The following is a 26,256-nucleotide window of genomic DNA, read 5'->3' on the forward strand; positions in this document are numbered from 1 at the left end:
GTGGCGGAGCTGGACGAGCTGATCCATCAGCCGCTGCGGCTGAAGATCATGGCGGCCCTGCACGCCCAAGGCGCCGAGCCGCTGGAGTTCGCGCGCCTCAAGGCCATCACCCAGGCCACCGACGGCAATCTGGGCAGCCACCTGACCACCCTGGAAAAGGCCGGCTATGTCGAGATCGCCAAGGACTTCGTTGGCAGGAAGCCCCGCACCCGCGTGGCCATGACCCCGGCCGGCCGCAAGGCCTTCCGCCGGCATGTGGAGTATCTGCGGGAGGTGGTGGAGGGGGTTGGCGGGGAGTAGACAACGACCGCTCATCCCGGCGGATGCCGGGACCCAGATCGTATGGCGTCGAGGCTGATTGGGAGAGCTCAGCGCTTGAGGAACCCAGTCTGAGTCTTCCATCTGGGTCCCGGCATTCGCCGGGATGAGCGGATTTAGGAAACCGCCTTCACCGCCGAGACGATCGACTTGACCACCTTCTTGACCAGGGCCGGATCGTCGCCCTCAGCCATGATGCGGATCAGGGGCTCGGTGCCCGAGGGCCGCACCACGATGCGGCCCGAGCCGTTCAGCTGGCTCTCGCCGTCGGCGATGGCCTCCATCACCGTCTTGGCCTCCAGCGGTTTGCCCCCGGCGAAGCGGACGTTCTCCAGCAGTTGCGGCACCGGTTCGAACTGGCGACCCAGGGCGCTCATCGGCCGGCCGGACTGGATCATCACCGCCAGCACCTGCAGGGCGGCGATCAGGCCATCGCCCGTGGTCGAGAAGTCCGACAGGATCACGTGGCCCGACTGCTCGCCGCCCAGGTTGAAGCCGCCGTCGCGCATGCGGGCCATCACATAGCGGTCGCCGACGCCGGTGCGCTCCAGCTTCAGCCCGTTGTCGGCCATCAGCCGCTCAAGGCCAAGATTGGACATCACCGTGGCCACCACGCCGCCGGCCTTCAGCTTGCCGGCCTTGGCATAGGCCAGGGCGATGATCGCCATGATCTGGTCGCCATCGACCACCAAGCCCTTCTCGTCGCAGATCACCAGGCGGTCGGCGTCGCCGTCCAGGGCGATGCCGATGTCGGCGCGATATTCCCGCACCAGCTTGGCCATGGCCTCGGGATGGGTCGAGCCGCACTCGGCGTTGATATTGGTCCCGTTGGGGGCGACCCCGAGCGGGAACACCTCGGCGCCCAGCTCATACAGGGCCTGGGGAGCCACCTTGTAGGCGGCGCCATGGGCGCAATCGATGACGATGCGAAGGCCAGCCAAGCTCATGTTGCGCGGGAAGGTCGCCTTGACGATCTCGATATAGCGGGCCTGGGCGTCATCGACGCGCTGCACCCGGCCCAGGCCGCGCGGCGGCGCCAGGCCCTCCTGCAGGCCCTCGTCCATCAGGGCCTCGATCTTCAGCTCCTGGGCGTCCGAAAGCTTGTAGCCGTCGGGGCCAAACAGCTTGATGCCGTTGTCGGCGAAGTCGTTGTGGCTGGCGGAGATCATCACGCCCAGGTCGGCGCGCATCGAGCGGGTCATCATCGCCACGGCCGGGGTCGGCAGCGGGCCAAACAGCCGCACGTCCATGCCGACGCTGGCGAAACCAGCGACCAGGGCCGGCTCGATCATGTAGCCCGACAACCGGGTGTCCTTGCCGATCACCACCAGGTGGCGGCGGTCGTCCTGCGAGCGGAACAGCTTTCCCGCAGCCAAGCCGACGCGCAGCGCGACCTCGGCGGTCATCGGGTGCAGGTTGGCCTGGCCGCGGATGCCGTCGGTGCCGAAATAGGCGCGCTTGCTCATGGTCGTCTTCCGGTCTCGTTAGGCCATCGTCGAACCGCGAAACGATCCGAAATGCAGATTTATGAGGGCAGGTCCTGCACGAATGCTAAAGCCCGGCCGTGAAATATCCGCTGCGACAGCATTAGTCTGGTCGCTGCGTTCTACAAAGGATCATGGCCCATGTGCGGCATCATCGGCATCGTCGGCGTCAAGCCCGTCTCGGACCGGCTGATCGACAGCCTCAAGCGGCTGGAATATCGCGGCTATGACTCGGCCGGCGTCGCCGCCGTCGCCGATGGCAAGGTCGAGCGCCGGCGCGCCCAGGGCAAGATCAGGAACCTGGAGGCCTTGCTCGCCGAGCAGCCGCTGGCTGGGCAGAACGGCATCGGTCACGTCCGCTGGGCCACCCATGGCGCGCCCAATCTCAAGAACGCCCACCCCCACACCGCCGGCCGCGTCACCCTGGTGCACAACGGCATCATCGAGAACTTCGCCGAGCTGAAGGCCGAGCTGGCCGCAGCCGGTCGCACCTTCGAGAGCGACACCGACACCGAGGTCATAGCCCAGTTGATCGACGCCGAACTGGCCACGGGCCTGGCGCCGCTGGAGGCCTTTAAGACCACGCTGGACCGGCTGACCGGCGCCTATGCCCTGGCGGTGCTGATCGAGGGCGCCGACAACCTGATCCTCGGCGCGCGTCGCGGCAGCCCGCTGGTGGTGGGCAAGGGCCAGGGCGAGATGTTCCTGGGCTCCGACGCCCTGGCGGTCGGCCCCTTCACCAACCGCGTGATCTATCTGGAGGAGGGCGACTATGTGGCTCTCGACCATGACAGCGCGCGGATCTTCGACGTCAGCGGCGCGGCCGTGACCCGCCCCGTCAAGATCGTCCCGGCTTCGGCGGTGATGATGGAGAAGGGCAATTACCGGCACTTCATGGAGAAGGAAATCCATGACCAGCCGGAGGGCTGCCAGCGCACCATCGCCGCCTATGTGGACGCCCTGACCGCCCGCACGGCCATGCCCGGCGGCCTGGACCTGGCGGCCCTGGAGCGCATCCAGATCGTCGCCTGTGGCACAAGCTACATCGCCGGCGTCATCGGCAAGTACCTGATCGAGCAGTTGGCCGACCTGCCGGTCGATGTCGAGATCGCCTCGGAGTTCCGTTACCGCACCCCGGCCCTGCGTCCAGGCTCGCTGGTCATCGCCATGTCGCAGTCGGGCGAGACCGCCGACACCCTGGCGGCCCTGCGCTACTGCAAGGCCAAGGGCATGAAGAGCGCCGTGGTGGTCAACGCCCAGGAATCGACCATGGCCCGCGAGGTCGACGTGGTCTGGCCGATCCATTGCGGGCCGGAGATCGGCGTCGCCTCGACCAAGGCCTTCACCGCTCAGGTCAGCGTGATGATCGCCCTGGCCGTCGCCGCCGCCAAGGCGCGCGGGACGATCGACGACGCCGAGGAGCAGCGCCTGGTCAAGGTGATGCTGGAAGCCCCACGCCTGATCGCCGAGGCCATAGGGCTGGAGGACTCGCTGAAGGAGATCGCCGGCGAGATCGCCAAGGCTCGCGACGTGCTTTACCTCGGCCGCGGCCCGATGTCGGCCCTGGCTCTGGAGGGCGCGCTGAAGCTCAAGGAGATCAGCTATATCCACGCCGAGGGCTACGCCGCCGGCGAGCTGAAGCACGGGCCGATCGCCCTGGTCGACGACCAGACCCCGATCATCATCCTGGCGCCCTACGACTCATGGTTCGAGAAGTCGGCCTCGAACATGAGCGAGGTCATGGCGCGCGGCGGCCAAGTGGTGTTCATCACCGACCCCGAAGGCGCGCGCCACGCCCCGGCGGGCGCGCGGGTGGTGGTCACCGCCCCGGCCTGCGACCCCCTGGTCTCGGCGCTGGTGATGTCGGCTCCGATCCAGCTGCTGGCCTATCATGTGGCGGTCATCAAGGGCGCGGACGTCGACCAGCCGCGGAACTTGGCCAAGTCGGTGACGGTGGAATAGGCGCGACGCCGGCCCTGCGCAAACAAGGAGAAGCCATGTCGATCACCATGACACCCATCGGCGTCGTCCACGGCGGTCGCGACGTGCCCGAGGACGATGACTGGGGCCCGAGCCGGGCGCGCATTGATCTCGACCCCGCGCGGTTCGACGCCGAGGCGCTGCTGGGGCTGGAGGCCTTCAGCCACGTCGAGGTGATCTATGTCTTCGACAAGGTGACCGACGACCAGATCGTCACCGGGGCCCGTCACCCGCGCGGCAACAAGGCCTGGCCCAAGGTCGGCATCTTCGCCCAGCGCGGCAAGAACCGGCCCAACCGCATCGGGGTGACGGTCTGCGACATCGTCTCGGTCGAGGGCCTGTCGCTGGAGGTGCGGGGCCTGGACGCCATCGACGGCACGCCGGTGCTCGACCTCAAGCCGGTGATGGCCGGCTTCGCCCCGCGCGGCGAACATCGCGAGCCGGATTGGGCCGGCGAGATCATGAAGGACTACTGGTAGGGGGAGGACCTATCCAGGCGTCCGCTCGCCCTCGAACATGTAGTCCCGCGTCATCGGCAGGGCGCCGACCTTCTTGGCGACCTGGATCTGGAAGACCATGTGGCCGCCATAGCGGAAGCCCAGCTCGGCCCCGCACAGGTAGAACTCCCAGAGCCGCAGGAAGCGGGCGTCGAACATCGTCGGGATCTCGGGATCGGCCAGGAAGCGCTTGCGCCATTCGCGCAGGGTGTCGGCATAGTGCAGGCGCAGGATCTCGATATCGGTGATCCACAGGCCGGCCGCCTCGACCGCCTTGACGATCTCCGACAGGCCCGGGATGTAGCCGCCGGGGAAGATGTATTTCTGGGTGAAGGCGTTGGTGGCGCCGGGGCCGCTCATCCGCCCGATGGCGTGGATCACGGCGCTGCCGTCGTCGGCCAGCAGGCGTTTGACGGTGTCGAAATAGGTCCGGAAGTTCGGCGCGCCGACATGCTCCAGCATGCCAACCGAGACGATGCGGTCGAAAGTCTCGTCTAGGTCGCGATAGTCGGTGAGGCGGAACTTGACCTGATCGGACAGGCCCGCCTTCGTGGCGCGCTCGGTAGCCAGGGCCAGTTGCTCGGTGGACAGGGTGACCCCGGTCATCTTCGCCCCGTGGTCGGCGGCCAGGGTCATGGAAAGGCCGCCCCAGCCCGAGCCGATGTCCAGCACCTTCATGCCCGGCGTGATGTTCAGCTTGGCGCCGATATGGGCCTTCTTGGCGACCTGGGCTTCTTCCAGTGTCATGTCGGGCCGCGCGAAATAGGCGCAGCTGTACTGCATGTCCGCATCGAGGAACCGCTCATAGAGGGCGTTCGACACGTCGTAGTGGTGGGCGACGTTGCGGCGCGAGGCCAGGCGGTTATTGACCGACTGCACCGTACGCTTCAGCGCTTTGCGGGCCCGCTTCAGGGCCGAGCCGCGCTTGGGCGTGCGCCCGCCGCTCTTGCCGACGATCTCCAGCAGGTCCCACAGCGTTCCCTGCTCGATCGTCAGGTCGCTGTCCATATAGGCCTCGCCCAGGCCGAGGCTCGGATTGGTCACCAGCCGCCGCAGGCCCTTGGCCGTGACGCGCATCGTCACCGGCGGACCCGCGCCGTCGCCGGCCTTGACCACCGAACCGTTCGGCATGTGGATCGTCAGGTCGCCGACCTTGATCATCTTTTTGAGCAGAGCTTCGATCATGGCGCCAACCGTAGCGCGAGCGCCGCCGCCAGGAACAGACCGAAATTTTCGTCCGTCTTCCCTTGCGGAACGGCGCTCACGAAACGGCTGTTGCGGGTTGGGCTCAGATTCAATCGCCATCCAAATTTCCGTTTTCCCGGCGAAGGCCGAGGCCCAGGTGAAACCCGCGAGAGGCTCTGGATGAAACTGGGTCCCGACCTTCTCCGGGAAAACGGAACTTGGAGTGCTGTTTCTGTGTAAGCCAAACGCCCGGCTAGTGCTCGCTGTCGAGGTGGGCCATCTGGGCCTCGGCATAGCGCGTGCCGGCCGCCGCGTCCTTGGGAACCGCATGCTCGATAGCCGCCAGGTCGTCGGCCGACAGGATCACGTCCAGCGATCCCAGCGACTCGGCCAGCCGGGCGCGGGTGCGGGCCCCAACCAGCGGCACGATGTCGTCGCCCTGGGCGGCGACCCAGGCGATGGCGATCTGGGCGACGCTGACGCCCTTGGCTGCCGCGATTGTCCGCAGGGCCTCGACCAGGGCCAGGTTCTTGTCGACATTATCGCCCTGGAAGCGTGGCGAGACGCTTCGAAAGTCGCCCTTCTCCTGCCCCTGATTCCTGTCCCAATGGCCGCTGATCAGGCCGCGCGACAGCACCCCATAGGCGGTCATGCCGATGCCCAGCTCGCGCAGCACCGGCAGGATCCTGTCCTCGAGGCTCCGCGAGATCAGCGAATATTCGATCTGCAGGTCAACGATCGGATGGACGGCATGGGCCTTGCGGATGATTGCAGCCCCGACCTCCGACAGGCCGATGTGGCGCACGTATCCGGCCTGGACCATCTCGGCGATGGCTCCGACCGTGTCCTCAATCGGCACGAAGGGGTCCAGGCGGGCCGGGCGGTAGATGTCGATATGGTCGACGCCCAGGCGCTGCAGCGTGTAGGCCAGCGAGGTCTTCACCGCCGCCGGACGGCCGTCAAAGCCGATCCAGCCGCCGGCCGGATCGCGCTGGGCGCCGAACTTGACGCTGAGGATCGCCTGGTCGCGCTTGGAGCCCTTCAAGGCCTCGCCGATCAGCATCTCGTTATGGCCCATGCCGTAGAAGTCGCCGGTGTCGATCAAGGTGATCCCGGCCTCCAAGGCGGCATCGATCGTCGCCAGGCTCTCGGCGCGGTCCGAGGGGCCGTACATGCCCGACATGCCCATGGCGCCCAGGCCCAGGGCCGAGACGGTGGGGCCGGTATTTCCGAGTTTGCGCTGCTGCATGGGATGTCTCCTTGAATGCGACGAGGGGACTATGCCTCGGCGTCTCGCGTGCGATAATCCATTCACCGCTGCACGAGCTGTTTGGAAATCCGCACAATGGCCAAGCCCGACCTTGCCGATCTCGACGCGTTCACCGCCGTGGCCCGGGCGCGAAGCTTCCGCGGCGCGGCGGCCTTGCGCGGGGTGTCGGCCTCGTCGCTGTCCGAGGCGCTGCGCCGACTGGAGGCCGATCTTGGCGTCCGCCTGCTGAACCGCACCACCCGCAGCGTCACCCCCACCGAGGCCGGCGGGCGGTTGCTGGCCCGGCTGACCCCGGCCCTGGCCGAGGTGACCCTGGCGCTGGACGAGGTCAACGCCTTCCGCGACAGCCCCACGGGGGTGTTGAAGCTCAACGTGCCCGGCGCGGTGTCGCGGATCGTCTTTCCGGACCTGATCCCGCGCTTCCTGGCCGCCCACCCGGGCGTCCGGGTCGAGGTCACGGTCGAGGACAGCTTCGTCGATGTGCTGGCGGCCGGCTTCGACGCCGGCGTGCGCTACGACGAGCGGCTGGAAAAGGACATGATCGCCGTCCCCCTGGCCGGCCCGCAGCGCTTCGTGGTGGTTGGCTCTCCGGCCTATTTCGCGGCGCACGGCCGGCCGGTTCACCCCCGCGAGGTGCTCAACCATCCCTGCATCCGCCACCGCTTCGCCAGCGGGACCAGCTATGCCTGGGAGTTCGAGAAGGACGGCGAGGTGATCCGCGTCTCGCCCGACGGACCGCTGATCACCACGAGCATCGACTTGGAACAGGCCGCAGCCGTGGCCGGCGTGGGCCTGTTGGCCACCTTCGAGGACTTCGTCGCCGACCTCGTCGCGGCCGGAAAGCTGGAGACGGTGCTGGACGACTGGCTGGCGCCGTTCAGCGGGCCTTATCTCTACTATCCGAGCCGCCGGCACATGCCCGCGCCGCTACGGGCCTTCGTGGATTTCGTGAAGGCGGAGAAACGTTAGCCGCCGCGACGCGTCAGATGCAGAACCCGTCCACACCAGATGAAATCTTCCCCCAACGCTCTGCGCTAAGCGTCGCCTTAGAAAGCCTGTTCTTGCTTCCCGGCCCTCCCGGGCGTAACGGGTCCGCTCTCGCCACTGCAGGCGTGGAAACAATCGAATTGGAGGCTGCGATGGGTTACCGGGTCGCCGTGGTCGGCGCCACGGGCAATGTGGGCCGTGAGATGTTCAATATCCTCGAGGAACTGAAGTTCCCCGTCGAGAAAATGCATGCCATAGCCTCGCGCAAATCCATCGGCGTGGAAGTCTCGTTCGGCAACAAAATCCTGCACTGCGAGGACCTGGCTCAGTTCGACTTCAGCACGGTCGATATCGTCCTGATGAGCGCCGGCGGCGCCATTTCCAAGGAATGGGGCGAGAAGATCGGCGCGGCCGGTCCGATCGTCATCGACAACAGCAGCCACTTCCGGATGGATCCGGACGTGCCGCTGGTGGTGCCCGAAGTTAATCCCGACGCCGTGCTGAAGATGCCCAAGAACATCATCGCCAACCCCAACTGCTCCACGGCGCAGCTGGTGGTGGTGCTGGCGCCGCTGCATGCCGAAGCCAAGATCAAGCGGGTGGTCGTCTCGACCTACCAGTCGGTGTCAGGCGCGGGCAAGGAAGGCATGGATGAGCTGTGGGAGCAGACCAAGGGCGTGTTCGTCCTCGGCGCCCCGCCGCCCAAGAAGTTCACCAAACAGATCGCCTTCAACGTCATCCCCCATATCGACAGCTTCATGGAGGACGGCTTCACGAAGGAAGAGTGGAAGATGATGATGGAGACCAAGAAGATCCTGGATCCGTCCATCAAGCTGGTCGCCACCTGCGTGCGGGTGCCGGTGATGGTGGGCCACGCCGAGGCCGTGAACATCGAGTTCGAGACCCCGCTGGACGAGGATGACGTCCGCGAGATTCTGCGCGACGCCGACGGCGTGTCGGTCGTCGATAAGCGCGAGGATGGCGGCTACATGACGCCCAAGGAAAGCGCCGGCGAGTTCCCGGTCTATGTGTCGCGCATCCGCACCGACCCCACGGTCGAGAACGGCATCGTGCTGTGGTGCGTCGCCGACAATCTGCGCAAGGGCGCGGCGCTGAACGCGGTGCAGATCGCCCAGCTCCTCCATGAGCGCGGCCTGATCAAGCAGAAACTCCCGGCCTAAGCCGCCCTCCGCAACAAGCGGGTGGACGATTTCAAGGGTTCCCGGGACTTAAGTCCCGGGAGCCCTTTTTCATGCCAATGACAGGACACGACGCCATGACGGCGGATTTGAGCAAAAGCCCGGACGAGGGTCGGACGGCGCTGATCGCCGGGGTGGGTTGCTACCTGATGTGGGGCTTCCTGCCGCTGTACTTCCACCTGCTGGCGCTGCTCGGCGTCGGGTCGTGGGAGATGATCGCTCACCGTACCCTATGGGCCGCGCCCTGGGCTTTCCTCGCCGTGTTGCTGGCGCGGCAAGGCCGGCAGGTGATGGACGTGCTGCGCCAGCCGCGCACCCTGGCGATCCTGGCGCTGTCGACAACCGCCATCTTCATCAACTGGTCGATCTATGTGTTCGCGATCAACGCCAGCCACGTGATCGAGGCCAGCCTGGGCTATTACATCAACCCGCTGATGAACATGGCGGCCGGCGCCCTGCTGTTTCGCGAGCGGATCAGCCGCGAGGGGGCGATCGCCATCGGCCTGGCGGTGATCGGCGTGGCGATCCAGACGGTGGCCCTGGGCCATCTGCCGATCATCTCGCTGGGCGTGGCCTTCAGCTTTTGCCTCTACGCCATCCTCCGCAAGCAGGTGAAGGCCGACGCCCAGACCGGCCTGTTCATCGAGTGCGCCTATCTGGCCCTCCCCGGCCTGCTGTACGTTCTGCATCTGCAAGCCGCCGGCCTGGGGCATTTTGGGGCGACGGCCAAGGTCACGACGCTGCTGATGCTGGCCGGCCCGGCCACCGTCGTGCCCCTGGCCCTGTTCGCCTGGTCGGCGCGCCGCATGCCGCTCAGCGCCATGGGCTTCCTGCAGTTCATCGCCCCGACCATCCAGTTCGCGATCGGCGTGGCCCTGGGCGAGGCCTTCACCCCGATGCGGGCCTTGTCCTTCGCTTTCATCTGGCTGGGCGTCGCGGTGTTCGCCTATGGAGCGTGGAAGCGGACGCGCGGAGTTTAGGTTTGGGGACAGGCGCATGCGCCTGTCCCCGTCCGCGCCTAGAACATTTCCCGACCTGACTGCGTCAGGCCTTGAGCTCTAATCTTTTGTTTTGACGCATTTTTCTTCACGCGAACCGGAACCACTTCGCTCGAAAACTGCTCTAGAACCTCTTGGCCACCCCGAACGCCAGCTCCAGGTCCGGCGTATCGTGGTTCAGCCCCACATAGGCCGAGGCGTCCAGCTGCAGGTCGGAAACCGCCTTCGGCGTCCAGGCCGCAGTCAGGTCAAAGCTGGCCTCGGTGACGTGACCGGACAGGTCCTCATCGCGATCGGCCCACAGTTCGACGCCCAGGCCGAACGGGCCGATCGAGCGCCCGACGCCCACGGATGCCGCATAGCCGAGATGGCGGCCGCTACCGTCCCCATCAGCCCGGGCGTCAACCTCGGGTGACAGGGCCAATGACCAGTCGGCGTTCAGCGGCAGCGACATCGGAGCGATCAGGCCCCCCTGCCACGCGCCGTCGCCGATCCCGTCGGACCCGACGGGCGCGGTGACGAACGGCTGCAAGGCGATCGAGACGCCGTCACCGCCGGGGTTCTTCAGCGACCACCGTAGGCCGAGGTTCAGGTCGCCGGCGCCCGAGACGGTCGAGACCGCGCCGCTGGTCCGATCCTCGTCGCGGATGCGCTCATGCGCCGTCCAGCTGACCTGTCCCTCGACCGTCGGGGTCAGGCCCAGGCGCAGCTCCAAATCTCCAAAGGCGGTGTCGACGGTGGAGGTCCCGCCGCCCCGGCTCCAGGCGCCGTCGGCCACGCCCAGCTCGGCCTGGAAGCGCCCGACATCAAGAACGCAGGGCGGCGAGCCCTTGCCGGGCCGGTCGGCGCAGAAATCGCGGGTGGCGTCTTGAGCGCGAGCGCCGCCGGCCATCGCCAGCAGAGACAGGGTCGTGGCCGTAAAAAGTCGTCGCATCGGGTCGATCCCCTGAAAGCCGTTCAAAGCGCCGAATAGGCCGCCTGGATCAGCCGAACAGCTCGCGGGTCGCCAATCAGTTCCGTGCCCTGCTTGTTCATCACATAGGCCCCCGACACCCCGCGCGACGGGTCGGCGAAGGCGCAGGAGCCGCCCCAGCCACTGTGGCCGAAGGCTTCCGGCGTCGGGCCATAGAAGAAGTTGGGCGTATTGCGCATGAACCCCGCGCCCCAGCTGATCACGAACGGCAGGACGAGGTCCTGGCCGACGATGCGCTCGGCGCTGGCCATGGCGACCGCCTCGGGCGACAGCACCCGCACGCCGTCCAGTTCGCCTCCCGACGCCAGGGCGCCCATCAGCCGGGCGAGCGCTGGCGCGGTAGCATGGCCGTTGGCCGAGGGGATCTCGGCCCGTCGCCAGTCGGCCGTGCCACGTCCGCCGGGGGCCGCCCACTTGGTCATGAAGGCGGCTTTCACCGCATCGTTCATCGCCCCGAACCGTGGCAGGCCCGTGGGCCGCATCAGCTCGGCGCAGCGGGCGTGCTCGCTGTCGGGCAGGCCGATCCACAGGTCCAGGCCCAAGGGCTCGGCGAGGTCCTCGCGCAGCGCCGTTCCCATGGTCCGACCATCGACCCGGCGGAAGATCTCGCCGGCCGTGAAACCGAAGGTCACGGGGTGATAGCCGCTGGCCGAGCCGATCGGCCACAGCGGCGCCATGGCCGCCAGCTTGGCGCAGGTGGCGTCCCAGTCGTACCAGAGGGCGGGATCCTGCTCGTCCAGAAAGCCCGACAGCCCGTCCTGGTGCGACATCGCCTGGCCGACGGTGACGTCCTGCTTGCCGGCCTGGGCGAACTCCGGCCAGACCGAGGCCACGGTCTGATCGTAGGTCAGCCGGCCCTGGTCGACGAGGCGGGCGATCAGCAGGGCCGCCACGGCCTTGGTGGTGGAAAACAGCGGCGTCAGGGTGTCCGGGCCAAAGGCGACCTGGTGCTTGCGGTCGGCGTGGCCGCCCATCAGGTCGACGACCACCTCGCCCTGGATCGCCAGGCTGAAGCGCGCGCCGAGTTCGCCATGGTTCTCGAAATTGGCCGCGAACGCGTCGCGGACGGCGGAAAAGCGGTCGGGGCAGAAGCCGGTGATGTCGACGGTCATGGGGAGGGTTTAGCAGGTCCTCCCCCCGTCGGGGAGGTGACCCGAAGGGCCGGAGGGGGGAGTGAGCTCGGAAGCGATCCACAGCCCTCAGTCGCTTCGCGACTGCTCCCCCAAAGGGAGAGGGGTGGGGACTAGGCCAGCCGTTCAATCCGGACGGTCGGCGAAGTCTGCTTGATGCGCGCCGCCATGGCCACGATCGGCAGTTCCGAGGCGTTCCAGATATTGGCCGCCGTCACCGTCTCGGCCACGCCGCCCACGGCGCGGGCCAGGCCGTAGGAGAGAGTCTGACCTTCGAGGATGGAGGCGGCGTAGAGAGCGGTGAGCAGGTCGCCGGTGCCGCTGGGCGAGCGTTCGGCCTTGGCGTGGGCGGCCAACCAGGCCTCTTTGCGGTCGGCATAGACCACGCCGATCTCGCTTCCTCTGTGTACAGACGACACCAGGGTCGGCTTGTTCAGCAGACGCGCGGCGCGCACGGCGGCCTGGGGCTCGCGGGCGTCGGTTCCGGTCAAGTGCTGCAGCTCCCAGGCGTTGCAGGCCACGACATCGGCGCGCGGGATCAGCTCGGCCGCGACGGCCTCGGCCACCTCGGCGGGCACATACAGCCCCTTGCCGGCGTCGCCCAGGGTGGGATCGACGATGACGGTTGGCTTGCGGACAACGCCGCCCTGGGGCGCGTTGTCGCGCGGCGCAGCGCGCACGGCGTCAATGGTTCGGGCCGCAGCGCGGACCTGGGCGGCGCTGGCGAAATAGCCGGTAATGACCATGTCGGTCTGGCCAAACAGCCCATTGGCCTCGATGCCGTCGAGCATGCTCTCGACCAGTTCGATCGGCACGGGCGCCCCGCCCGGAATGCCCCAGCCGGGATGGCGGCCATACAGCACGGTCGGCACGATCATCGAATCGATGCGGAACTGTACGAGAGCGGAGGCCTGGGCCGACGCGCCGACCCGGCTGCCGGCGACATGGCTGGAGATGATCAAGGCTAGCGGCATACTCAAGCGCTTAGCCGAGCAATGCGACGTTGAATAGGGCGATCGTGCAATGGTGACGCTTAGGTGAGAGAACGTCGGTATCAATTGATCATGGTTGAACACTCGCCACGAATATAGGCCCGCAGCGTTTCCGCAGCGGGCCTTTCAGACTTCACCCGGAGGCGAAGTCTAGTAGCGGTAGTGGTCCGGCTTGAACGGGCCGTTTTCCGGGACGTTAATATATTCAGCCTGGTCGGGGCGCAGCTTGGAGAGCTTGGCGCCCAGCTTGGCCAGGTGGAGAAGGGCGACCTTCTCGTCAAGGTGCTTGGGCAGGGTGTAGACGTCGTTCTTGTAGGCCGACCTGTTGGTCCACAGTTCGATCTGGGCCAGGGTCTGGTTGGTGAAGCTGGCCGACATCACGAACGAGGGGTGGCCCGTCGCGTTGCCCAGGTTCACCAGGCGGCCTTCCGACAGCAGGATGATCTTCTTGCCGTCCGGGAACTCGATGTGGTGGACCTGCGGCTTGATCTCATCCCACTTGAAGTTCTTCAGGCCGGAGACCTGAATTTCCGAGTCGAAGTGACCGATATTGCAGACGATGGCGTTGTTACGCATCGCCCGCATGTGGTCGACGGTGATGACATCCTTGTTGCCCGTGGCGGTGACGAAGATGTCGGCGCGGCCGGCCACGTCGTCCAGGGTCTGGACCTCATAGCCTTCCATCGCCGCCTGCAGGGCGCAGATCGGGTCGATCTCGGTGACGATCACGCGGGCGCCGCCTTGGCGCAAGCTGGCGGCCGAACCCTTGCCCACGTCGCCATAGCCGCAGACCACGGCGACCTTGCCCGACAGCATGACGTCGGTGCCGCGACGGATGGCGTCGACCAGCGATTCGCGGCAGCCGTAGAGGTTGTCGAACTTGCTCTTGGTGACGCTGTCATTGACGTTGATGGCCGGGAACGGCAGGTCGCCCTTGGCGGCCATCTGGTACAGGCGGTGGACGCCCGTGGTGGTTTCCTCCGACACGCCGCCGATAGCGTCGCGGATCGCGGTGTAGAAGCCCGGCTTCTCGGCCAGATAGCGCTTCATCACGGTGTAGAGGGCTTCTTCTTCCTCGTTCTGCGGATTGTTGAGAAGGGTCGGGTCCTTCTCAGCCTTGGGGCCCAGCACGCAGAGCAGGGTGGCGTCGCCGCCGTCGTCGAGGATCAGGTTCGGATAGCCGCCGTCCGACCATTCGAAGATCTTGTGGGCGTATTCCCAGTACTCGACCAGGTTCTCGCCTTTAAAGGCGAAGACCGGCACGCCCGAGGCGGCGATGGCCGCGGCGGCGTGGTCCTGGGTCGAGAAGATGTTGCACGAGGCCCAGCGGACGTCGGCGCCGAGCGCGGTGAGCGTCTCGATCAGCACGGCGGTCTGGATGGTCATGTGCAGGCTGCCGGCGATGCGGGCGCCCTTCAGCACCTGGCCCGGGCCATATTCGGCGCGGGTAGCCATCAGACCGGGCATTTCGGTCTCGGCGATGTCGATTTCCTTGCGGCCGAAATCGGCGAGCGAGATGTCCTTGACGATGTAGTCGGCCACGGTCGGGCTCCTGCAGTCGGGGGAAGGTCTTGCGGGGTCTATACCCCGCCCGCGCCCTTCTCGCAATTAAGGCATAAGGATTTCTTTATATGCCCGAAAATATACGGGTCACCAGAACCGTTTAGCCTCGGCGAAGGTGACATAGGCGCCCTGGGCGTCGGCGAGAAGTTCGGCTTCGCGTTCAGGTCCGCCCGCCGTCAGGCGGCCGGCGGCGAAAGCAACTTCAGGGTCTTCGCTGGATAGGGCGACCTCGCGGGCCAAGGCCTCGCGCACCGCCAGGTCGTTCAGAAGACCCAGGCTGTCCTGCAACACTTTGGTGGCCTCGACGAACCGAGCCAGCCGCTTCGGATGGTCAGGAAACAGGGCGCCGAGATCCTCCGTCGCATAGCGCAGCTTCTTGCCGCGGATCCTCAGGTGGTGACGGTCTCCCGGACTCAGGGCCGCCAGGTCGGCGCCGTCCTTGCGGATGCGGCGGCGAGCCTTGGCCAGGGTGTCGGCGGCAAAGGCGGCGGCGGGGCGGTCGCGGACCGTCTTCAGGCGCTTGTCGGTGGTCCAGGAGCCTGCCTCGAGCCAGGCGGCGGCTTCCAGAGCCAAGGCGCGGAAGCGAGCCGAATCGACCGCGGCCTCGGCCTGGGCATAGGCCTGGGTCTGGGCGCTCAGCAGCGCCTTGCCGAAGGCGGCCAGGGTGCGGGCCTCGTCCTCGGCGGCGGCGTCGACAGCCGCCTCGGCCGGCGTTTCGGCGGCCTGGCTCTCGGCGGCCGGACGCCAGACGTCGGCGATGAACACATCTAGGCCCCGCGCCGCGCCCAGTTGGTCGGCCAACCATTTGAGCTCGGCCCGAACGTGGCGCGCGGCGGAGTCACCGGCCAGCGGCTTGAAGGTCGACAGAAGGGCGCGGAAGCGCCGCGCCGCCACCCGCAGCTTGTGCACCCGCTCAGGGCCAGGGCGCGTGCGCTGGGCCTCGGCGGCGGAGCAGAGACGGCACAGCGCTGCCCGGCCCAGCGCCTGCAACGCCTCGCTGGTGGTGGCCTTGAGGGCCAGCGGCGTCGCGGGACGCGGGCCGTCCGCCTCGTCCAGGGCGAGGGCGTAACCGCGCTCGGCCTTGCTGACCAGCGACAGGCGCAGGGACGCGTGGGCGGCGACGTCGCGGGCCAGGTCGAACAGCGCGCTGGCCGGCCCGGACTTCAGCTCCAGCTCCAGTTCGCTGACTCCGGCGCGGCGGGCGTCGGCCAGCAGCTCGCCCTGGTCTAGCGCCGCTTCGATGGTCGCCCCCTCGCGCTCGATCATGCGGGTCACCCGGCGTACATTGGTGGCGAACACGGGGATCAGAGCGGCGCCGTTGACGGTCTGGGCGGCGGGGGTCTTGGCCAGCAGGTCGCGGTCCGGCTCGGGGCCGACCACCGCGCTCTCCCATTCGCCGCGCGCGAACACCCCGCCGGCCGAGGCTGATTTCAGGGTCTGTTTGCGGCCGTTCTCGCCGTCGCGGATCCGCAGGCCGAAGCCCGCCTTGCGCAGGGCGTGGTCGGCGGTGTCGAAATAGGTGGCGTCGAGCTGCTTGACCGCTTCCCGTCCCTCGAGACGGGCCAGGATCGCGGTCGCAGCCTCCGGGGCGATCAGGAACTTCAGCTCGATTTCGTGATCCATGGCCTGACTATAACCGGAGCGGCGGGTTTTGGCTGCAAGCGGGTCGCCGCGAGGGGCGAACGCGCTTCGCGCGCTTGCCAATCGGCATCGCCGAGTCCAAACCTGCGCGCCATGACGCAGATCAATTTCGCCGCCGAACCTCGCCACGACTGGACGCTTCCCCAGGTGGAAGCCCTGTTCGACCTGCCCTTCATGGAACTGGTGTTCGACGCCGCCTCGGTGCATCGGGCGGCCGGTTTCGACCCGTCCGAGGTGCAGCTGTCGCAGTTGCTGTCGGTCAAGACCGGCGGCTGCGCAGAGAACTGCGGATATTGCAGCCAGAGCGCCCATTTCAAGACCGGCCTGAAGGCCGAGAAGCTGATGGACGCCGACGTCGTGATCGCCAAGGCCCGCGAGGCCCGCGACGGCGGGGCCCAGCGCTTCTGCATGGGCGCCGCCTGGCGCGAGCTGAAGGACCGCGACCTGCCCCGGCTGGCGGCGATGATCGGCGGGGTGAAGGCCCTGGGCCTGGAGACCTGCGCCACCCTTGGCATGCTGACCCCGGACCAGGCGCGACAGCTGAAGGACGCCGGGCTCGACTATTACAACCACAACCTCGACACGGGCCCTGAGTACTACGGCGACGTGGTCACCACCCGCACCTACCAGGACCGCCTCGACACCCTGGCCCATGTGCGCGACGCCGGCATGAGCACCTGCTGCGGCGGCATCGTCGGCATGGGCGAGACCCGCCGCGACCGCGCCAGCCTGCTGCGCCAATTGGCCAACCTGCCGAGCCACCCCGACAGCCTGCCGATCAATGGCCTGGTGCCGGTCAGCGGCACGCCACTGGGCGACAAGGTGTTGAAGGCAGGCCAGATCGACTCGATCGAGTTCGTCCGAACCGTCGCCGTGGCCCGGATCGTGTGCCCGAAATCGATGGTTCGCCTGTCGGCCGGCCGTGACGACATGAGCCGCGAGCTGCAGGCTTTGTGTTTCCTGGCCGGCGCCAACTCGATCTTCGTCGGCGGCAAGCTGCTGACCACCCCCTTGCCCGGCCAGGACGAGGATAGCGCGCTGTTCCAGGACCTGGACCTGCGCCCGATGGGCGTCGCCACGGCCGTGGCCCCGGAAGCGGTGGCGGCGGCGTAATTTTCCTTCTCCCCTTGCGGGATAAGGTGGCGGCGTAGCCGCTGGATGAGGGGTCTCTCGAACGACAGAAGCCGCGACCGGCCTTTCGGCTTTCGCGGCTTTTTTGGCCTTCGACCCCTCTCCCGACCCCGCTCTGCGGGGCTACCCTCTCCCACAAGGGGAGAGGGAAGAGGCTATCGCTCCTCGTCGAACCGATTGGCCACCAGCTCGGTCAGCGCCTCAAGCGCCGCCTCTGCTTCAGGTCCATCGGCTTCGATGTCGATTGTCGAGCCGATGCCGGCGGCCAGCATCATCAGGCCCATGATCGAGCGGGCGTCGACGCTGGTTCCGTCGCGGGCCACGGTAACCTCGGCGTCGAAGCCCGAGGCCAGCTTGACGAACTTAGCCGAGGCGCGGGCGTGAAGCCCCCGCTCATTGACGATCTCGACCGTGCGCGTCGCCATGCGACTCATTTTTCTCCCGCGAGCACATAGGAGGCCACGGAGATATATTTGCGTCCAGCCTCTTGGGCGTGGGCGACGCAGGTCTGCAGGGTCTCACGCTGGCGCACGCTGGCCAGCTTGATCAGCATCGGCAGGTTCAGTCCGGCGATCACCTCGGCCTTGGTCTGCTCCATCACTGAGATGGCCAGATTGCTGGGCGTGCCGCCGAACATGTCGGTCAGCAGGATGACGCCGCCGCCGCTATCGACCGCCGCGCACGCCTTCAAAATGTCGGACCGGCGACGCTCCATGTCGTCCTCCGGGCCAATGCAGATGGCCTTGACCGCGCTTTGCGGCCCGACCACGTGCTCCATGGCGGAGACAAACTCCTCCGCCAGCCGCCCGTGCGTGACTATCACGAGCCCGATCATGCCTGATCTCTCAAACGGGATCCCCATAACCCGTGACGACCAGGGAGGGCCGCGCGGGTCGCCTTGATACGCTTGTTATTCGGCGACTCCAAGATGCTCAAACATGCGGCGGATTTTCCCGGGCGCGCCGGGTTCCAGAGGCCACAGCTCAAGCACCGGCGTGACAACGCCTTCGAAGGTCTCGAACATCGGATCGGGCAGCCGTTCGACCGCCTGCGGCCGATCCACGCAGCGCACCAGCAGGTTCACCGGACAGAACGGCCGATAAGGCCTGGACAGGATTCCGACCCCCCGCGTCTCGATCAACCCGGCCAGGGCGTCGGGCGCGCGTCCAAAGAGCCGACCGTTCGAGACGAAGACCAGGGTGCGGTCGTCGGCGACCAGGGCGAACCCCTGGTCCAGCGCCCGCAGCGCCAGGTCGCTCTTGCCGACGCCGGACGCCCCTTCGATCAGCGCCCCGCGCCAGGCGCCGGCCACCCGGCAGGCGATCAGGCCGGCATGGCGGATCATTCGCGCTGGCCGCCGTGGTGGCTGGCGCCGGCCTCGGGCAGATCGACGCGGAACCGCGCCCCCACCACCCTGCCGTCCCCGTCCTTGCGGTTCTGGGCGATCATCTGGCCGCCATGGGCCTCGACGATCTGGCGGGCGATCGACAGGCCCAGGCCCGAATTGCCGCCGAACGCCCGACCCTTGGGCCGGGAGGTGTAGAAGCGCTCGAAAATGGTCTCGAGATTGTCGGGCGGGATGCCTGGTCCGTCGTCATCGACCGTGACGATCAATCGGTTGTGGTGGTCACGCAGGCCATGCTCGCGGGCCAGGGCCACCCGCACCTCGCCATCGGCGGCGCTGAACGAGCGGGCGTTGTCGATCAGGTTGCGGAACACCTGGCCGATCGGAGTCTCGCGCGCCATGACCCAGACATGCTGCGGCGCGGCCTTGTCGTCGAAGGTCACCCGCACGCTGCCCGGCGCGTCGCCAGGCCGAAGCTGAGCCTCGTAGAGGTGGATCACCTCCAGCAGCAGCAGATTCAGCGCGAAGGCCTTGGGCGCCTCGCGCGACAGCTCGGCGTCCAGGCGCGAGGCGTTGGAGATGTCGGTCACAAGCCGATCCAGGCGCGTGACGTCCTGCTGCAAAATGCCCAGCAGCCGGGCCCGGGCGGCGGGGTCGGACACCAGGTCCAGGGTCTCGATCGCCGAGCGGATCGAGGTCAGGGGGTTCTTGATCTCATGGGCCACGTCGGCGGCGAAGCGCTCGATGGCGTCCATCCGCTCCGACATCGAGTCGGTCATCTCTTCCAGGGCCCGCGACAGGTCGCCCAGCTCGTCCTTGCGGCCAGAAATCTCGGGCAGGGTGATCGCTCGCGCGCCGTCCAGGCGCACGCGGTCGGCGGCGCGCGCCATGCGCAGCACCGGCTGGGCGATCAGCCGGTTGAGCAGGAACGACGAGATCAGAGTGGTGAACACCGCGATCAGGGCGAAGGGCAGCAAAGCCTTGCGCTCGCCAGCGATGATCTCGTCGACATCGCCGGCCTCCAGTGTCAGCACCCCCAGGACCGCCCGCACGTGCTGGATGGGGATCGACACCGACACCACCCGCTCGCCATTCTCGGCCCGGCGCATGCCTGCCACCGGGCCGCCCTCGCGGGCCCGGGAAATCTCGGCGATCAGGGCCGCGCGGGCCTCCGCGACGGCCTTGGGCTTGGTGTCGGCATCGTGGGTGGGCAGGCGGAACTCGGGCTGGCCGGGCTTGCGGGCCGGCGGCAGCGCCTGCGACTCCACCCGATCGGCGACGACATAGCTGTCGGCCAGTTGATTGCCCCGGGCGTCGAACAGCCGGGCGCGCTGCGAGCGAGGGATGAACAACCCCTGCAGGATGTCGCTGGCCCGATCGGCCTCAAGCCGTGGCTCGGGATCGCCGACCGTGGCGGCCAGGTCGATGACATTGGCGATCAGCTCGCCCTGGGTGGTCAGGCTGTCGATGCGAGCCTTGATCAGCCCGCTGCGCAGCTCGTTGAGCACCAGCGCCCCGCCCAGCAGGATCGCCAGGGCCAGGACGTTGAGCCCGATGATCAGCCGGCCCAGGCGCGAACCCCTGGGCCAGGCTAAATTGGGCCAGGCTAAATTGGGCCAAACCAGCTTGGGCCAGCTCAATCGGCGCTTTGGCCGCTGTGCGGACTCCGATCCCACGGCGGGATCAGGATTCGCGATAGCGGTAGCCGACGCCGTAGAGGGTCTCGATGGAGTCGAACTCCGGATCGACCTGGCGGAACTTCTTGCGCATCCGCTTGATGTGGCTGTCGATGGTGCGGTCGTCGACATACACCTGATCGTCGTAGGCGGCGTCCATCAGGTTGTCGCGGCTCTTCACAAAGCCGGGGCGCTGGGCGAGGGACTGCAGCAGCAGGAACTCGGTGACCGTCAGGCGCACCGGCTTGCCGTCCCACAGGCTGTCGTGGCGCGCCGAGTCGAGGGTCAGCTTGCCTCGCTTCATGATCTTGGAATTGGGCGAGCCCGGCGCGACACCCGGCTCGTCTTCCTCTGGGCGGGCCCGGCGCAGCACGGCCTTGACCCGCTCCAGCAGCAGGCGCTGGCTGAACGGCTTGTGGATATAGTCGTCGGCCCCAAGGTTGAAGCCCAGGATTTCGTCGATCTCGTCGTCCTTGGAGGTCAGCATGATCACCGGAATCTCGGTGGTGGCGCGCAGGCGGCGCAGCACCTCCATGCCGTCCATGCGGGGCATCTTGACGTCGAGGATCACCAGATCGGGCGCCTGGCTCTCGACCGCGTCGAGGCCGGAGGCGCCGTCATAATACGCCTTCACCACATGGCCATGGCTTTCCAGGGCCAGCGAAACCGAGGCGACGATGTTCTCGTCGTCGTCGATGAGAGTAATATCGGCCATCGAGCCTTATCGGTCCTTTCGAGTCTTCCCGCCGATACTATCGGGCGACGAGCCCCCGTACAACGCGCCTGCAACGCCCATGGCGCCTTGGGAGGCGGCCAAGCTTTCGCGATCTTTTGCGGCTCCAGCGTGGCGCCAATGCGGCCAAGCGCTTCAGGCGCGGTATCCCGGCAACTTCGCCTTAAGGTCTCGTATCCCATAACGGAGCCCCGGGGAGCCCTTTAGCCCATGAGTGATCAGGTCCATTATGAGCTGTTTGTGCGCCGCAAGCCCGGCGCGCAGTGGACGCTCGACATGGCGACCGAGATCCGCACCCACGCCCTGGCCGTCGCCGAGGAGACCTTGCAGCAGGGCCGTGCGATCGCCGTGAGGGTGACCAAGGAAACCCTCGACAACGACTCCCGTGAGTACAAGTCGATCTCGATCTTCACCAAGGGCCAGGTCGATGGCGGCAAGCCCAAGAAGGTCCAGGAAGACCTGGACCCGCTGTGTGTCCAGCCGTCCGACCTCTACACCACCCACGCGCGCGACCGGATCGGCCGGCTGCTGGAGGCCTGGCTGGCGCGGCACAACGCCACCCCGTTCGAGCTGCTGCACCGTCCCGACCTGGTCGAGAAGCTGGAAGCCTCGGGCACCGACCTGCAGCACGCCCTGCAAAAGATCGCCATTCCCGAGGCCGAGGCCCGGGGCATGTCGGTCCACGAGCTGATCCGCACCTTCCAGGGCCTGGTCGAGCGCACCGTCGCTAACCTGATGAAGGCCTTCAAGAAGGGCGCCCTGCCCGATCTCGACAAGGAAGGCTTCGCCCGCGCCGCCGAGCGTCTGGTCAGCGATCCCGACCGCGCCTTCCTGCTGGGGGCCGGCGTCGCCGCCTCGATCGCGCCCGGCAAGAACTGGTCTGAGAAGATCGCCCGCCTGCTCGACCTGGCCGACGCCGCGCCCACCGAGCCTCGCGCCAGGGCCGCAGCCCTGGCCGCCCTCGAACAGCCCCTGGCCGAGATCATTGGCTCGAAGGCTGGCATGGCCGACCTGCTGGGCGCCGACAACGCCGACCTCGGCACCACCCTGGCCGGCATGACCCGCCTGGCGGGCGGCGCCCAGGTCGAGGCCCTGATCCGTGTCGAGGCAGGCGTGCGCAACTGCATGCCGACCCTGTCGGGCACCGCCAAGCGCCTGAGCGAGTGGCTGACCGGCGACGACTTCCCCGCCGTCCGCTCGTCTATCGCCCATCGGGTGCTCAAGGAGCTGAACGGCGTGCGCCGCCTCAAGCCCACTGACGCCGAATCCGAGATCGAGCACCTGCGCGCCCTGGCCATGAGCTTGACCGCCGCCGCCGGCCGCATCCTGCCGGCCGAGGACATCACCAGCGCCTTCACCACCCGTTCCAAGACCCTGCTGAATGGCGAGTTCATCGAGGCCCTGCTCGGCCGCGAGCGCTCGTCGCGTGAAGAGATTCAGATGCTGATCCGCCTGGCCGAGAACGTCATGGGCGCGGTCAACAAGCGCATGGCCGCCCGCTGGCTGTTGGCCAATATCCAGGCCCTGCGCTTCGAGCGCGAGCTGCGCCAGGGACCGGACAGCGCCGCCTCCAAGCTGGCCGCCCTGGGCGCCCTGCAACGGTCGCTGGTCCGCTCGGGCCTGGTGATCGAGGACTATGAGCCGCTGTGCGCCAAGATCGGCGAGGTGGGCGGCATGATCGAGGCCGACACCCGCCTGATCGCCATGCTGGCCCGCGCGCCCGCTCCCCTGCCGCAGAGGCTGGCCTTGCTGATCAAGCTGGCCATGGGCGAAGCCGGCCCGACAGGTCCGGTGGCTGACAAGGCCAAGCTCGAGGCCATGAAACTGGCCCGCGCCCCGGAGGCCCGCGAGGCGCTGGCCGCCTCGCCGGAGACGATGGATTTGCTCAAGGGCATGGTGATGCACAAGGCGGCAGCTTAGGGGGTTGAGGCAAGGTCTGCTTTCCGCCCGTTGCAGACGCTGGCACCTTCATCCACCCTTACCGTATGACCTATTCTGCGGACACTTTAAGAGCAGCGCACCGGCACTCGTCCGGGCATCGAAAGGCCATTGAGGGCAGCCGTATTTGCGGCTGCTTCTATTGCCTTGAAACGTTCAAGCCAGCCGAGGTCGAGCGTTGGCTGAACGAGGGCTCAGGCACAGCTATTTGCCCGCACTACCAAATTGACTCGGTCCTGGGATCGGCATCAGGCCTTCCCGTGGACGATCCCGGCTTCTTGCGGGCAATGAATAGCCATTGGTTTTGAAGTCCGCCGCCTCGGATGCGGCCGCTGCGGGCGGAGGTCGCCCCCTTAGTTTCCTTCTCTCTTTGAGAGAGGGAGGGGCCCGCCGCGAAGCGGTGGGAGGGTGAGAGGTTACACTCTCGCCGATCGGAGCACGGCGAGCAGATCGTCGGCGACCGCACCGATGTCGGCCAAGACCTTTTCGTTACGGAACCGCACCACGATGTATCCAAACAACTCCAAGGTCTCCGTGCGGCCAGCGTCGTACTCCTCCCGCCCATCATGGGCCGGGCCATCCAGTTCGACGATCACCTTGGCCGCCTCGCAGACGAAATCGGCGAAGTAGCGGTCGATCGCCACCTGTCGCAGGAACTTGAATCCGCCCAGACGACGATTGCGCACGAGCGCCCAGAGCGTCCTCTCGGCCAGAGTCTGGTCGCGGCGCAGGCGACGGGCGTTGGCGGTCTTGTCCATGGCCGAACTTGGCCTGACGCCCGGGGGCCGATCAACGGGAGGAATCGGGATTTTCCGGAAGCGGTGTAACCTCTCACCCTCCCACCGCTTCGCGGCGGGCCCCTCCCTCTCTCGAAGAGAGAGGGTTTTAGCGCACTACCGCCCCAACGCTCTCGACAACGCCTCCACCACCCGCTCCACATCCTCATCCGCCATCGTCGGATACAGCGGCAAGGTCAGGCAGCGGGCGTACCAGGCATCCGCTCCGGGCAGCTCCAGGGCGCCGTAGCGGGCCCGGTAATAGGGCTGGGTGTGGACCGGGATGTAGTGAACCTGGCTGCCGATCCCCGCCGCCTTCAGGGCCTCGACCACCGCGCGGCGGGTGGCGCCCACGGCTTCGAAGTCGATCAGCACGGTCAGCAGGTGCAGGGCCGGGTCGGACCAGGCGGGGCTCTCAGCCAGGCGCACGTGCGGGACCAGGACCGCCAGTTTTTCGGCATAGAGCGCCGTCAACGCCCGCCGCCGGGCCACGAAGCGGTCGAGCTTGGAAAGCTGCGAGATCCCCAGAGCGCAGAGCACGTCGGGGATGCGATAGTTGAAGCCCAGCTCCGGCATCTCATAGACCCACGGCGCGGCGCCCTCGGGCCGCACCATGCCGTGGCCGCGCAGGGAGCGAGCCCGCGCCGCCAGGGCCGCGTCGTTGGTGGTCAGCATGCCGCCCTCGCCGGTGGCCAGGGTCTTGACCGGATGGAACGAGAAGCTGGCGAAGGCCGAAAAGGCGCCATCGCCGACCGGATGGGCCACCCCGTCGAAGGTCCCCACCGTGCCCAGTGCATGGGGCGCATCCTCGACCAGCACCGCGCCAACGCCGTCAGCCAAGGCCTTCAGGCCCGGCAGATCGCAAATGTCGCCGCGCAAGTGCACCGGCAGCACGGCTTTGACGCGACGGTCGCCCGCGCGCTTCAGCGCGTCGGCCAGGGTCTCGGGCGTCATTAGGCCGCTATCGGGATCGACATCGGCGAAGACCACCTCGGCCCCGACATAGCGGGCGCAGTTGGCGGTGGCCAGGAAGGTGACCGACGGCGCGATACAGACGTCGCCCTCGCCGACCCCCAGGGCCAGCATGGCCAGGTGCAGGGTGGCGGTGCCATTGGCCACGGCGACGGCGTGCTCGGCCCCGACCTTGGTCTTGAACGCGGTCTCGAACGCCTCGACGGTCGGGCCCGTGGTCAGAAAGTCGGCGCGCAGGGCCGCCGCCACCGCCGCCACGTCGTCATCCTCGATGGTCTGACGGCCATAAGGGAGAAAGGGGGGCAGGAGCGGCAGGTCCGACACCTCAGGCCTTCTCGGCCAGCATGGCGTTGAGGCCGGTCTCGCTCAGCCAATCGTCATTGTTGTCGCTGCTGTAGCTGAAGCCTTCGTCCACCGGCTTGGCGCCATCGGCCGGGCCGAAACGGTCGCGAGGATATTCCACGAAGGTCGGCTCGATCACGTAACGGTCTTCCAGCTCGACCGTGGCGCGGGCGTCGTCGGCGCTGATCATCATCTCGTGCAGCTTCTCGCCCGGCCGGATGCCGACGATCTTGACGCCGGCCTGGGGCGACATGGCCTTGACGAGGTCGGGCATGGTCATCGACGGGATCTTGGGCACGAAGATCTCGCCGCCGCGCATCAGCTCCAACGACGACAGCACGAAGGCCACGCCCTCGTTCAGGGTGATCCAGAACCGGGTCATCCGCGGGTCGGTGACCGGCAGCTCGGTCGCGCCTTGGCTCAGCAGGCGCTTGTAGAGCGGCACCACACTGCCGCGCGACCCCACGACGTTGCCATAGCGAACGACCGCGAAGCGCGTGCCGATGTCGCCCGACAGGTTGTTGGCGGCTACGAAGGTCTTGTCCGAGGCCAGCTTGGTCGCGCCATAGAGGTTGATCGGGTTGCAGGCCTTGTCGGTCGACAGGGCGACCACCTGTTTCACCTGGTTGGTCAGGCTGGCCCAGACCACGTTCTCGGCGCCCATGATATTGGTGTGGATGCATTCGGACGGATTATATTCGGCGGCGGGCACCTGTTTCAGGGCGGCGGCGTGGATGACGATGTCAACGCCGCGCAGGGCCAGGGTCAGGCGCTGGCGGTCGCGCACGTCGCCGATGAAGAACCGCAGCTTGCCATAGGTGGCGTCATCGAACTGCTCGCGCAGCTCCTGCTGCATGTCGCTCTGCTTCAATTCGTCGCGGGAATAGATGATGACCTTCCGCGGGTCCGACAGCCGCAGCACGGTCTCGATGAAGCGGCGGCCAAACGACCCGGTGCCGCCGGTCACCAGGATGACCTTGCCGTCCAGATCGAGGTTTTTCGGAGAAAAGCGCCCCAATTTCAATCTCCTGCGCGCCCGCCGCGAGGATCGTGGAGCGGGGCGTTTCATGGTTAACGCCCCTTTGTGCGCGCCAGACGTAAAGAGGACGTCAACCCCGTCGTGTCA

24 protein-coding genes are annotated in these 26,256 nt (G+C 67.3%); 8 read left to right on the forward strand and 16 right to left on the reverse strand.

The genetic code is table 11. The features are described from left to right. Window positions 1–300, forward strand: coding sequence for a winged helix-turn-helix domain-containing protein (locus tag ACP696_RS08980; RefSeq protein WP_426010066.1), 300 nt, complete (start codon window positions 1–3; stop codon window positions 298–300). Window positions 301–434: 134 nt separating this feature from the next. Here the strand turns inward: ACP696_RS08980 and glmM are convergent, their stop codons facing one another. Continuing rightward, entirely contained in the window at window positions 435–1,784 is a 1,350-nt protein-coding gene (glmM, locus tag ACP696_RS08985; RefSeq protein WP_426010068.1) for a phosphoglucosamine mutase, read from the reverse strand. Window positions 1,785–1,943: 159 nt separating this feature from the next. On the opposite strand from glmM, the gene glmS reads away from it, so the two are divergent. Then, complete coding sequence (gene glmS / locus ACP696_RS08990; protein WP_426010070.1) at window positions 1,944–3,764, forward strand: glutamine--fructose-6-phosphate transaminase (isomerizing); 1,821 nt, start codon at window positions 1,944–1,946, stop codon at window positions 3,762–3,764. A 35-nt stretch (window positions 3,765–3,799) separates the two neighbouring features. Then, window positions 3,800–4,261, forward strand: a complete 462-nt coding sequence (locus tag ACP696_RS08995; protein ID WP_426010071.1) for an SAM-dependent methyltransferase — start codon at window positions 3,800–3,802, stop codon at window positions 4,259–4,261. Between the two features lie 9 nt (window positions 4,262–4,270). Here the strand turns inward: ACP696_RS08995 and ACP696_RS09000 are convergent, their stop codons facing one another. Beyond that, complete coding sequence (locus ACP696_RS09000) at window positions 4,271–5,464, reverse strand: class I SAM-dependent methyltransferase (protein ID WP_426010073.1); 1,194 nt, start codon at window positions 5,462–5,464, stop codon at window positions 4,271–4,273. 253 nt (window positions 5,465–5,717) lie between these two features. After that, window positions 5,718–6,713 carry an aldo/keto reductase gene (locus ACP696_RS09005; protein WP_426010074.1) on the reverse strand — a complete coding sequence of 332 codons (996 nt, stop codon included), beginning with the start codon at window positions 6,711–6,713 and terminating at the stop codon, window positions 5,718–5,720. A 96-nt stretch (window positions 6,714–6,809) separates the two neighbouring features. On the opposite strand from ACP696_RS09005, the gene ACP696_RS09010 reads away from it, so the two are divergent. From ACP696_RS09010 to rarD, 3 genes are all read left to right on the forward strand, one after another. Continuing rightward, complete coding sequence (locus ACP696_RS09010) at window positions 6,810–7,703, forward strand: LysR family transcriptional regulator (protein ID WP_426010075.1); 894 nt, start codon at window positions 6,810–6,812, stop codon at window positions 7,701–7,703. A 170-nt stretch (window positions 7,704–7,873) separates the two neighbouring features. Next, the gene (locus ACP696_RS09015; protein WP_426010076.1) at window positions 7,874–8,902 is read left to right on the forward strand and encodes an aspartate-semialdehyde dehydrogenase; all 1,029 of its coding nucleotides are present in this window, start codon (window positions 7,874–7,876) and stop codon (window positions 8,900–8,902) included. 95 nt (window positions 8,903–8,997) lie between these two features. Then, window positions 8,998–9,900 (forward strand): EamA family transporter RarD, encoded by a 903-nt coding sequence (rarD, locus tag ACP696_RS09020; RefSeq protein ID WP_426010077.1) that lies wholly within the window; start codon window positions 8,998–9,000, stop codon window positions 9,898–9,900. A 142-nt stretch (window positions 9,901–10,042) separates the two neighbouring features. Here the strand turns inward: rarD and ACP696_RS09025 are convergent, their stop codons facing one another. From ACP696_RS09025 to ACP696_RS09045, 5 genes are all read right to left on the reverse strand, one after another. Beyond that, window positions 10,043–10,852, reverse strand: coding sequence for a transporter (locus tag ACP696_RS09025; protein ID WP_426010078.1), 810 nt, complete (start codon window positions 10,850–10,852; stop codon window positions 10,043–10,045). A 23-nt stretch (window positions 10,853–10,875) separates the two neighbouring features. Continuing rightward, window positions 10,876–12,003, reverse strand: a complete 1,128-nt coding sequence (locus ACP696_RS09030) for a serine hydrolase domain-containing protein (RefSeq protein WP_426010079.1) — start codon at window positions 12,001–12,003, stop codon at window positions 10,876–10,878. A gap of 131 nt (window positions 12,004–12,134) precedes the next feature. Next, on the reverse strand, window positions 12,135–12,995 hold the full coding sequence (locus ACP696_RS09035; RefSeq protein WP_426010081.1) for a bifunctional hydroxymethylpyrimidine kinase/phosphomethylpyrimidine kinase: 861 nt from the start codon (window positions 12,993–12,995) through the stop codon (window positions 12,135–12,137). Between the two features lie 168 nt (window positions 12,996–13,163). Continuing rightward, entirely contained in the window at window positions 13,164–14,555 is a 1,392-nt protein-coding gene (gene ahcY, locus ACP696_RS09040) for an adenosylhomocysteinase (RefSeq protein WP_426010082.1), read from the reverse strand. Window positions 14,556–14,663: 108 nt separating this feature from the next. Further along, window positions 14,664–16,199 carry a CHAD domain-containing protein gene (locus tag ACP696_RS09045; protein WP_426010084.1) on the reverse strand — a complete coding sequence of 512 codons (1,536 nt, stop codon included), beginning with the start codon at window positions 16,197–16,199 and terminating at the stop codon, window positions 14,664–14,666. Window positions 16,200–16,310: 111 nt separating this feature from the next. On the opposite strand from ACP696_RS09045, the gene bioB reads away from it, so the two are divergent. Further along, window positions 16,311–17,330 carry a biotin synthase BioB gene (gene bioB, locus ACP696_RS09050; protein ID WP_426010086.1) on the forward strand — a complete coding sequence of 340 codons (1,020 nt, stop codon included), beginning with the start codon at window positions 16,311–16,313 and terminating at the stop codon, window positions 17,328–17,330. A gap of 173 nt (window positions 17,331–17,503) precedes the next feature. Here the strand turns inward: bioB and ACP696_RS09055 are convergent, their stop codons facing one another. The 5 genes from ACP696_RS09055 to ACP696_RS09075 all read right to left on the reverse strand — a co-directional run bounded on the left by ACP696_RS09055 (window position 17,504) and on the right by ACP696_RS09075 (window position 21,084). Further along, window positions 17,504–17,782, reverse strand: a complete 279-nt coding sequence (locus ACP696_RS09055) for an HPr family phosphocarrier protein (protein ID WP_426010087.1) — start codon at window positions 17,780–17,782, stop codon at window positions 17,504–17,506. Then, window positions 17,779–18,183 carry a PTS sugar transporter subunit IIA gene (locus ACP696_RS09060; RefSeq protein ID WP_426010089.1) on the reverse strand — a complete coding sequence of 135 codons (405 nt, stop codon included), beginning with the start codon at window positions 18,181–18,183 and terminating at the stop codon, window positions 17,779–17,781. The genes ACP696_RS09055 and ACP696_RS09060 overlap by 4 nt, the downstream gene beginning before the upstream one ends. Before the next feature lie 75 nt (window positions 18,184–18,258). Next, a complete protein-coding gene (locus ACP696_RS09065; RefSeq protein WP_426010090.1) occupies window positions 18,259–18,693 on the reverse strand; it encodes an HPr kinase/phosphorylase in 435 nt (144 codons plus the stop codon). After that, window positions 18,690–20,369 carry an ATP-binding protein gene (locus ACP696_RS09070; protein ID WP_426010091.1) on the reverse strand — a complete coding sequence of 560 codons (1,680 nt, stop codon included), beginning with the start codon at window positions 20,367–20,369 and terminating at the stop codon, window positions 18,690–18,692. The genes ACP696_RS09065 and ACP696_RS09070 overlap by 4 nt, the downstream gene beginning before the upstream one ends. A gap of 7 nt (window positions 20,370–20,376) precedes the next feature. Beyond that, complete coding sequence (locus ACP696_RS09075; RefSeq protein WP_426010092.1) at window positions 20,377–21,084, reverse strand: response regulator transcription factor; 708 nt, start codon at window positions 21,082–21,084, stop codon at window positions 20,377–20,379. Between the two features lie 228 nt (window positions 21,085–21,312). Between ACP696_RS09075 and ACP696_RS09080 the strand changes: the two genes are divergently transcribed. Beyond that, window positions 21,313–23,022, forward strand: a complete 1,710-nt coding sequence (locus ACP696_RS09080) for a hypothetical protein (RefSeq protein ID WP_426010094.1) — start codon at window positions 21,313–21,315, stop codon at window positions 23,020–23,022. A gap of 434 nt (window positions 23,023–23,456) precedes the next feature. Here the strand turns inward: ACP696_RS09080 and ACP696_RS09085 are convergent, their stop codons facing one another. The 3 genes from ACP696_RS09085 to pseB all read right to left on the reverse strand — a co-directional run bounded on the left by ACP696_RS09085 (window position 23,457) and on the right by pseB (window position 26,148). After that, window positions 23,457–23,798, reverse strand: coding sequence for an endonuclease domain-containing protein (locus ACP696_RS09085; RefSeq protein WP_426010096.1), 342 nt, complete (start codon window positions 23,796–23,798; stop codon window positions 23,457–23,459). A gap of 135 nt (window positions 23,799–23,933) precedes the next feature. Then, window positions 23,934–25,094 carry a UDP-4-amino-4,6-dideoxy-N-acetyl-beta-L-altrosamine transaminase gene (gene pseC / locus ACP696_RS09090; protein WP_426011273.1) on the reverse strand — a complete coding sequence of 387 codons (1,161 nt, stop codon included), beginning with the start codon at window positions 25,092–25,094 and terminating at the stop codon, window positions 23,934–23,936. Between the two features lie 19 nt (window positions 25,095–25,113). Continuing rightward, window positions 25,114–26,148: a UDP-N-acetylglucosamine 4,6-dehydratase (inverting) gene (gene pseB, locus ACP696_RS09095; protein ID WP_426010098.1), complete on the reverse strand. Its 1,035-nt coding sequence runs from the start codon at window positions 26,146–26,148 to the stop codon at window positions 25,114–25,116. Window positions 26,149–26,256: the final 108 nt, after the last annotated feature.

This window comes from Caulobacter sp. DWR3-1-2, assembly GCF_049896225.1.
Taxonomy (GTDB): domain Bacteria; phylum Pseudomonadota; class Alphaproteobacteria; order Caulobacterales; family Caulobacteraceae; genus Caulobacter.

Excerpts from the sequence above, each read along its gene's own strand:
- glmM (WP_426010068.1), bottom strand. The coding sequence starts at position 1,784 with ATGAGCAAGCGCGCCTATTTCGGCACCGACGGCATCCGCGGCCAGGCC.
- glmS (WP_426010070.1), top strand. The coding sequence starts at position 1,944 with ATGTGCGGCATCATCGGCATCGTCGGCGTCAAGCCCGTCTCGGACCGG.
- ACP696_RS08995 (WP_426010071.1), top strand. The coding sequence starts at position 3,800 with ATGTCGATCACCATGACACCCATCGGCGTCGTCCACGGCGGTCGCGAC.
- ACP696_RS09000 (WP_426010073.1), bottom strand. The coding sequence starts at position 5,464 with ATGATCGAAGCTCTGCTCAAAAAGATGATCAAGGTCGGCGACCTGACG.
- ACP696_RS09005 (WP_426010074.1), bottom strand. The coding sequence starts at position 6,713 with ATGCAGCAGCGCAAACTCGGAAATACCGGCCCCACCGTCTCGGCCCTG.
- ACP696_RS09010 (WP_426010075.1), top strand. The coding sequence starts at position 6,810 with ATGGCCAAGCCCGACCTTGCCGATCTCGACGCGTTCACCGCCGTGGCC.
- ACP696_RS09015 (WP_426010076.1), top strand. The coding sequence starts at position 7,874 with ATGGGTTACCGGGTCGCCGTGGTCGGCGCCACGGGCAATGTGGGCCGT.
- rarD (WP_426010077.1), top strand. The coding sequence starts at position 8,998 with ATGACGGCGGATTTGAGCAAAAGCCCGGACGAGGGTCGGACGGCGCTG.
- ACP696_RS09025 (WP_426010078.1), bottom strand. The coding sequence starts at position 10,852 with ATGCGACGACTTTTTACGGCCACGACCCTGTCTCTGCTGGCGATGGCC.
- ACP696_RS09030 (WP_426010079.1), bottom strand. The coding sequence starts at position 12,003 with ATGACCGTCGACATCACCGGCTTCTGCCCCGACCGCTTTTCCGCCGTC.
- ACP696_RS09035 (WP_426010081.1), bottom strand. The coding sequence starts at position 12,995 with ATGCCGCTAGCCTTGATCATCTCCAGCCATGTCGCCGGCAGCCGGGTC.
- ACP696_RS09045 (WP_426010084.1), bottom strand. The coding sequence starts at position 16,199 with ATGGATCACGAAATCGAGCTGAAGTTCCTGATCGCCCCGGAGGCTGCG.
- bioB (WP_426010086.1), top strand. The coding sequence starts at position 16,311 with ATGACGCAGATCAATTTCGCCGCCGAACCTCGCCACGACTGGACGCTT.
- ACP696_RS09055 (WP_426010087.1), bottom strand. The coding sequence starts at position 17,782 with ATGAGTCGCATGGCGACGCGCACGGTCGAGATCGTCAATGAGCGGGGG.
- ACP696_RS09060 (WP_426010089.1), bottom strand. The coding sequence starts at position 18,183 with ATGATCGGGCTCGTGATAGTCACGCACGGGCGGCTGGCGGAGGAGTTT.
- ACP696_RS09065 (WP_426010090.1), bottom strand. The coding sequence starts at position 18,693 with ATGATCCGCCATGCCGGCCTGATCGCCTGCCGGGTGGCCGGCGCCTGG.
- ACP696_RS09075 (WP_426010092.1), bottom strand. The coding sequence starts at position 21,084 with ATGGCCGATATTACTCTCATCGACGACGACGAGAACATCGTCGCCTCG.
- ACP696_RS09080 (WP_426010094.1), top strand. The coding sequence starts at position 21,313 with ATGAGTGATCAGGTCCATTATGAGCTGTTTGTGCGCCGCAAGCCCGGC.
- ACP696_RS09085 (WP_426010096.1), bottom strand. The coding sequence starts at position 23,798 with ATGGACAAGACCGCCAACGCCCGTCGCCTGCGCCGCGACCAGACTCTG.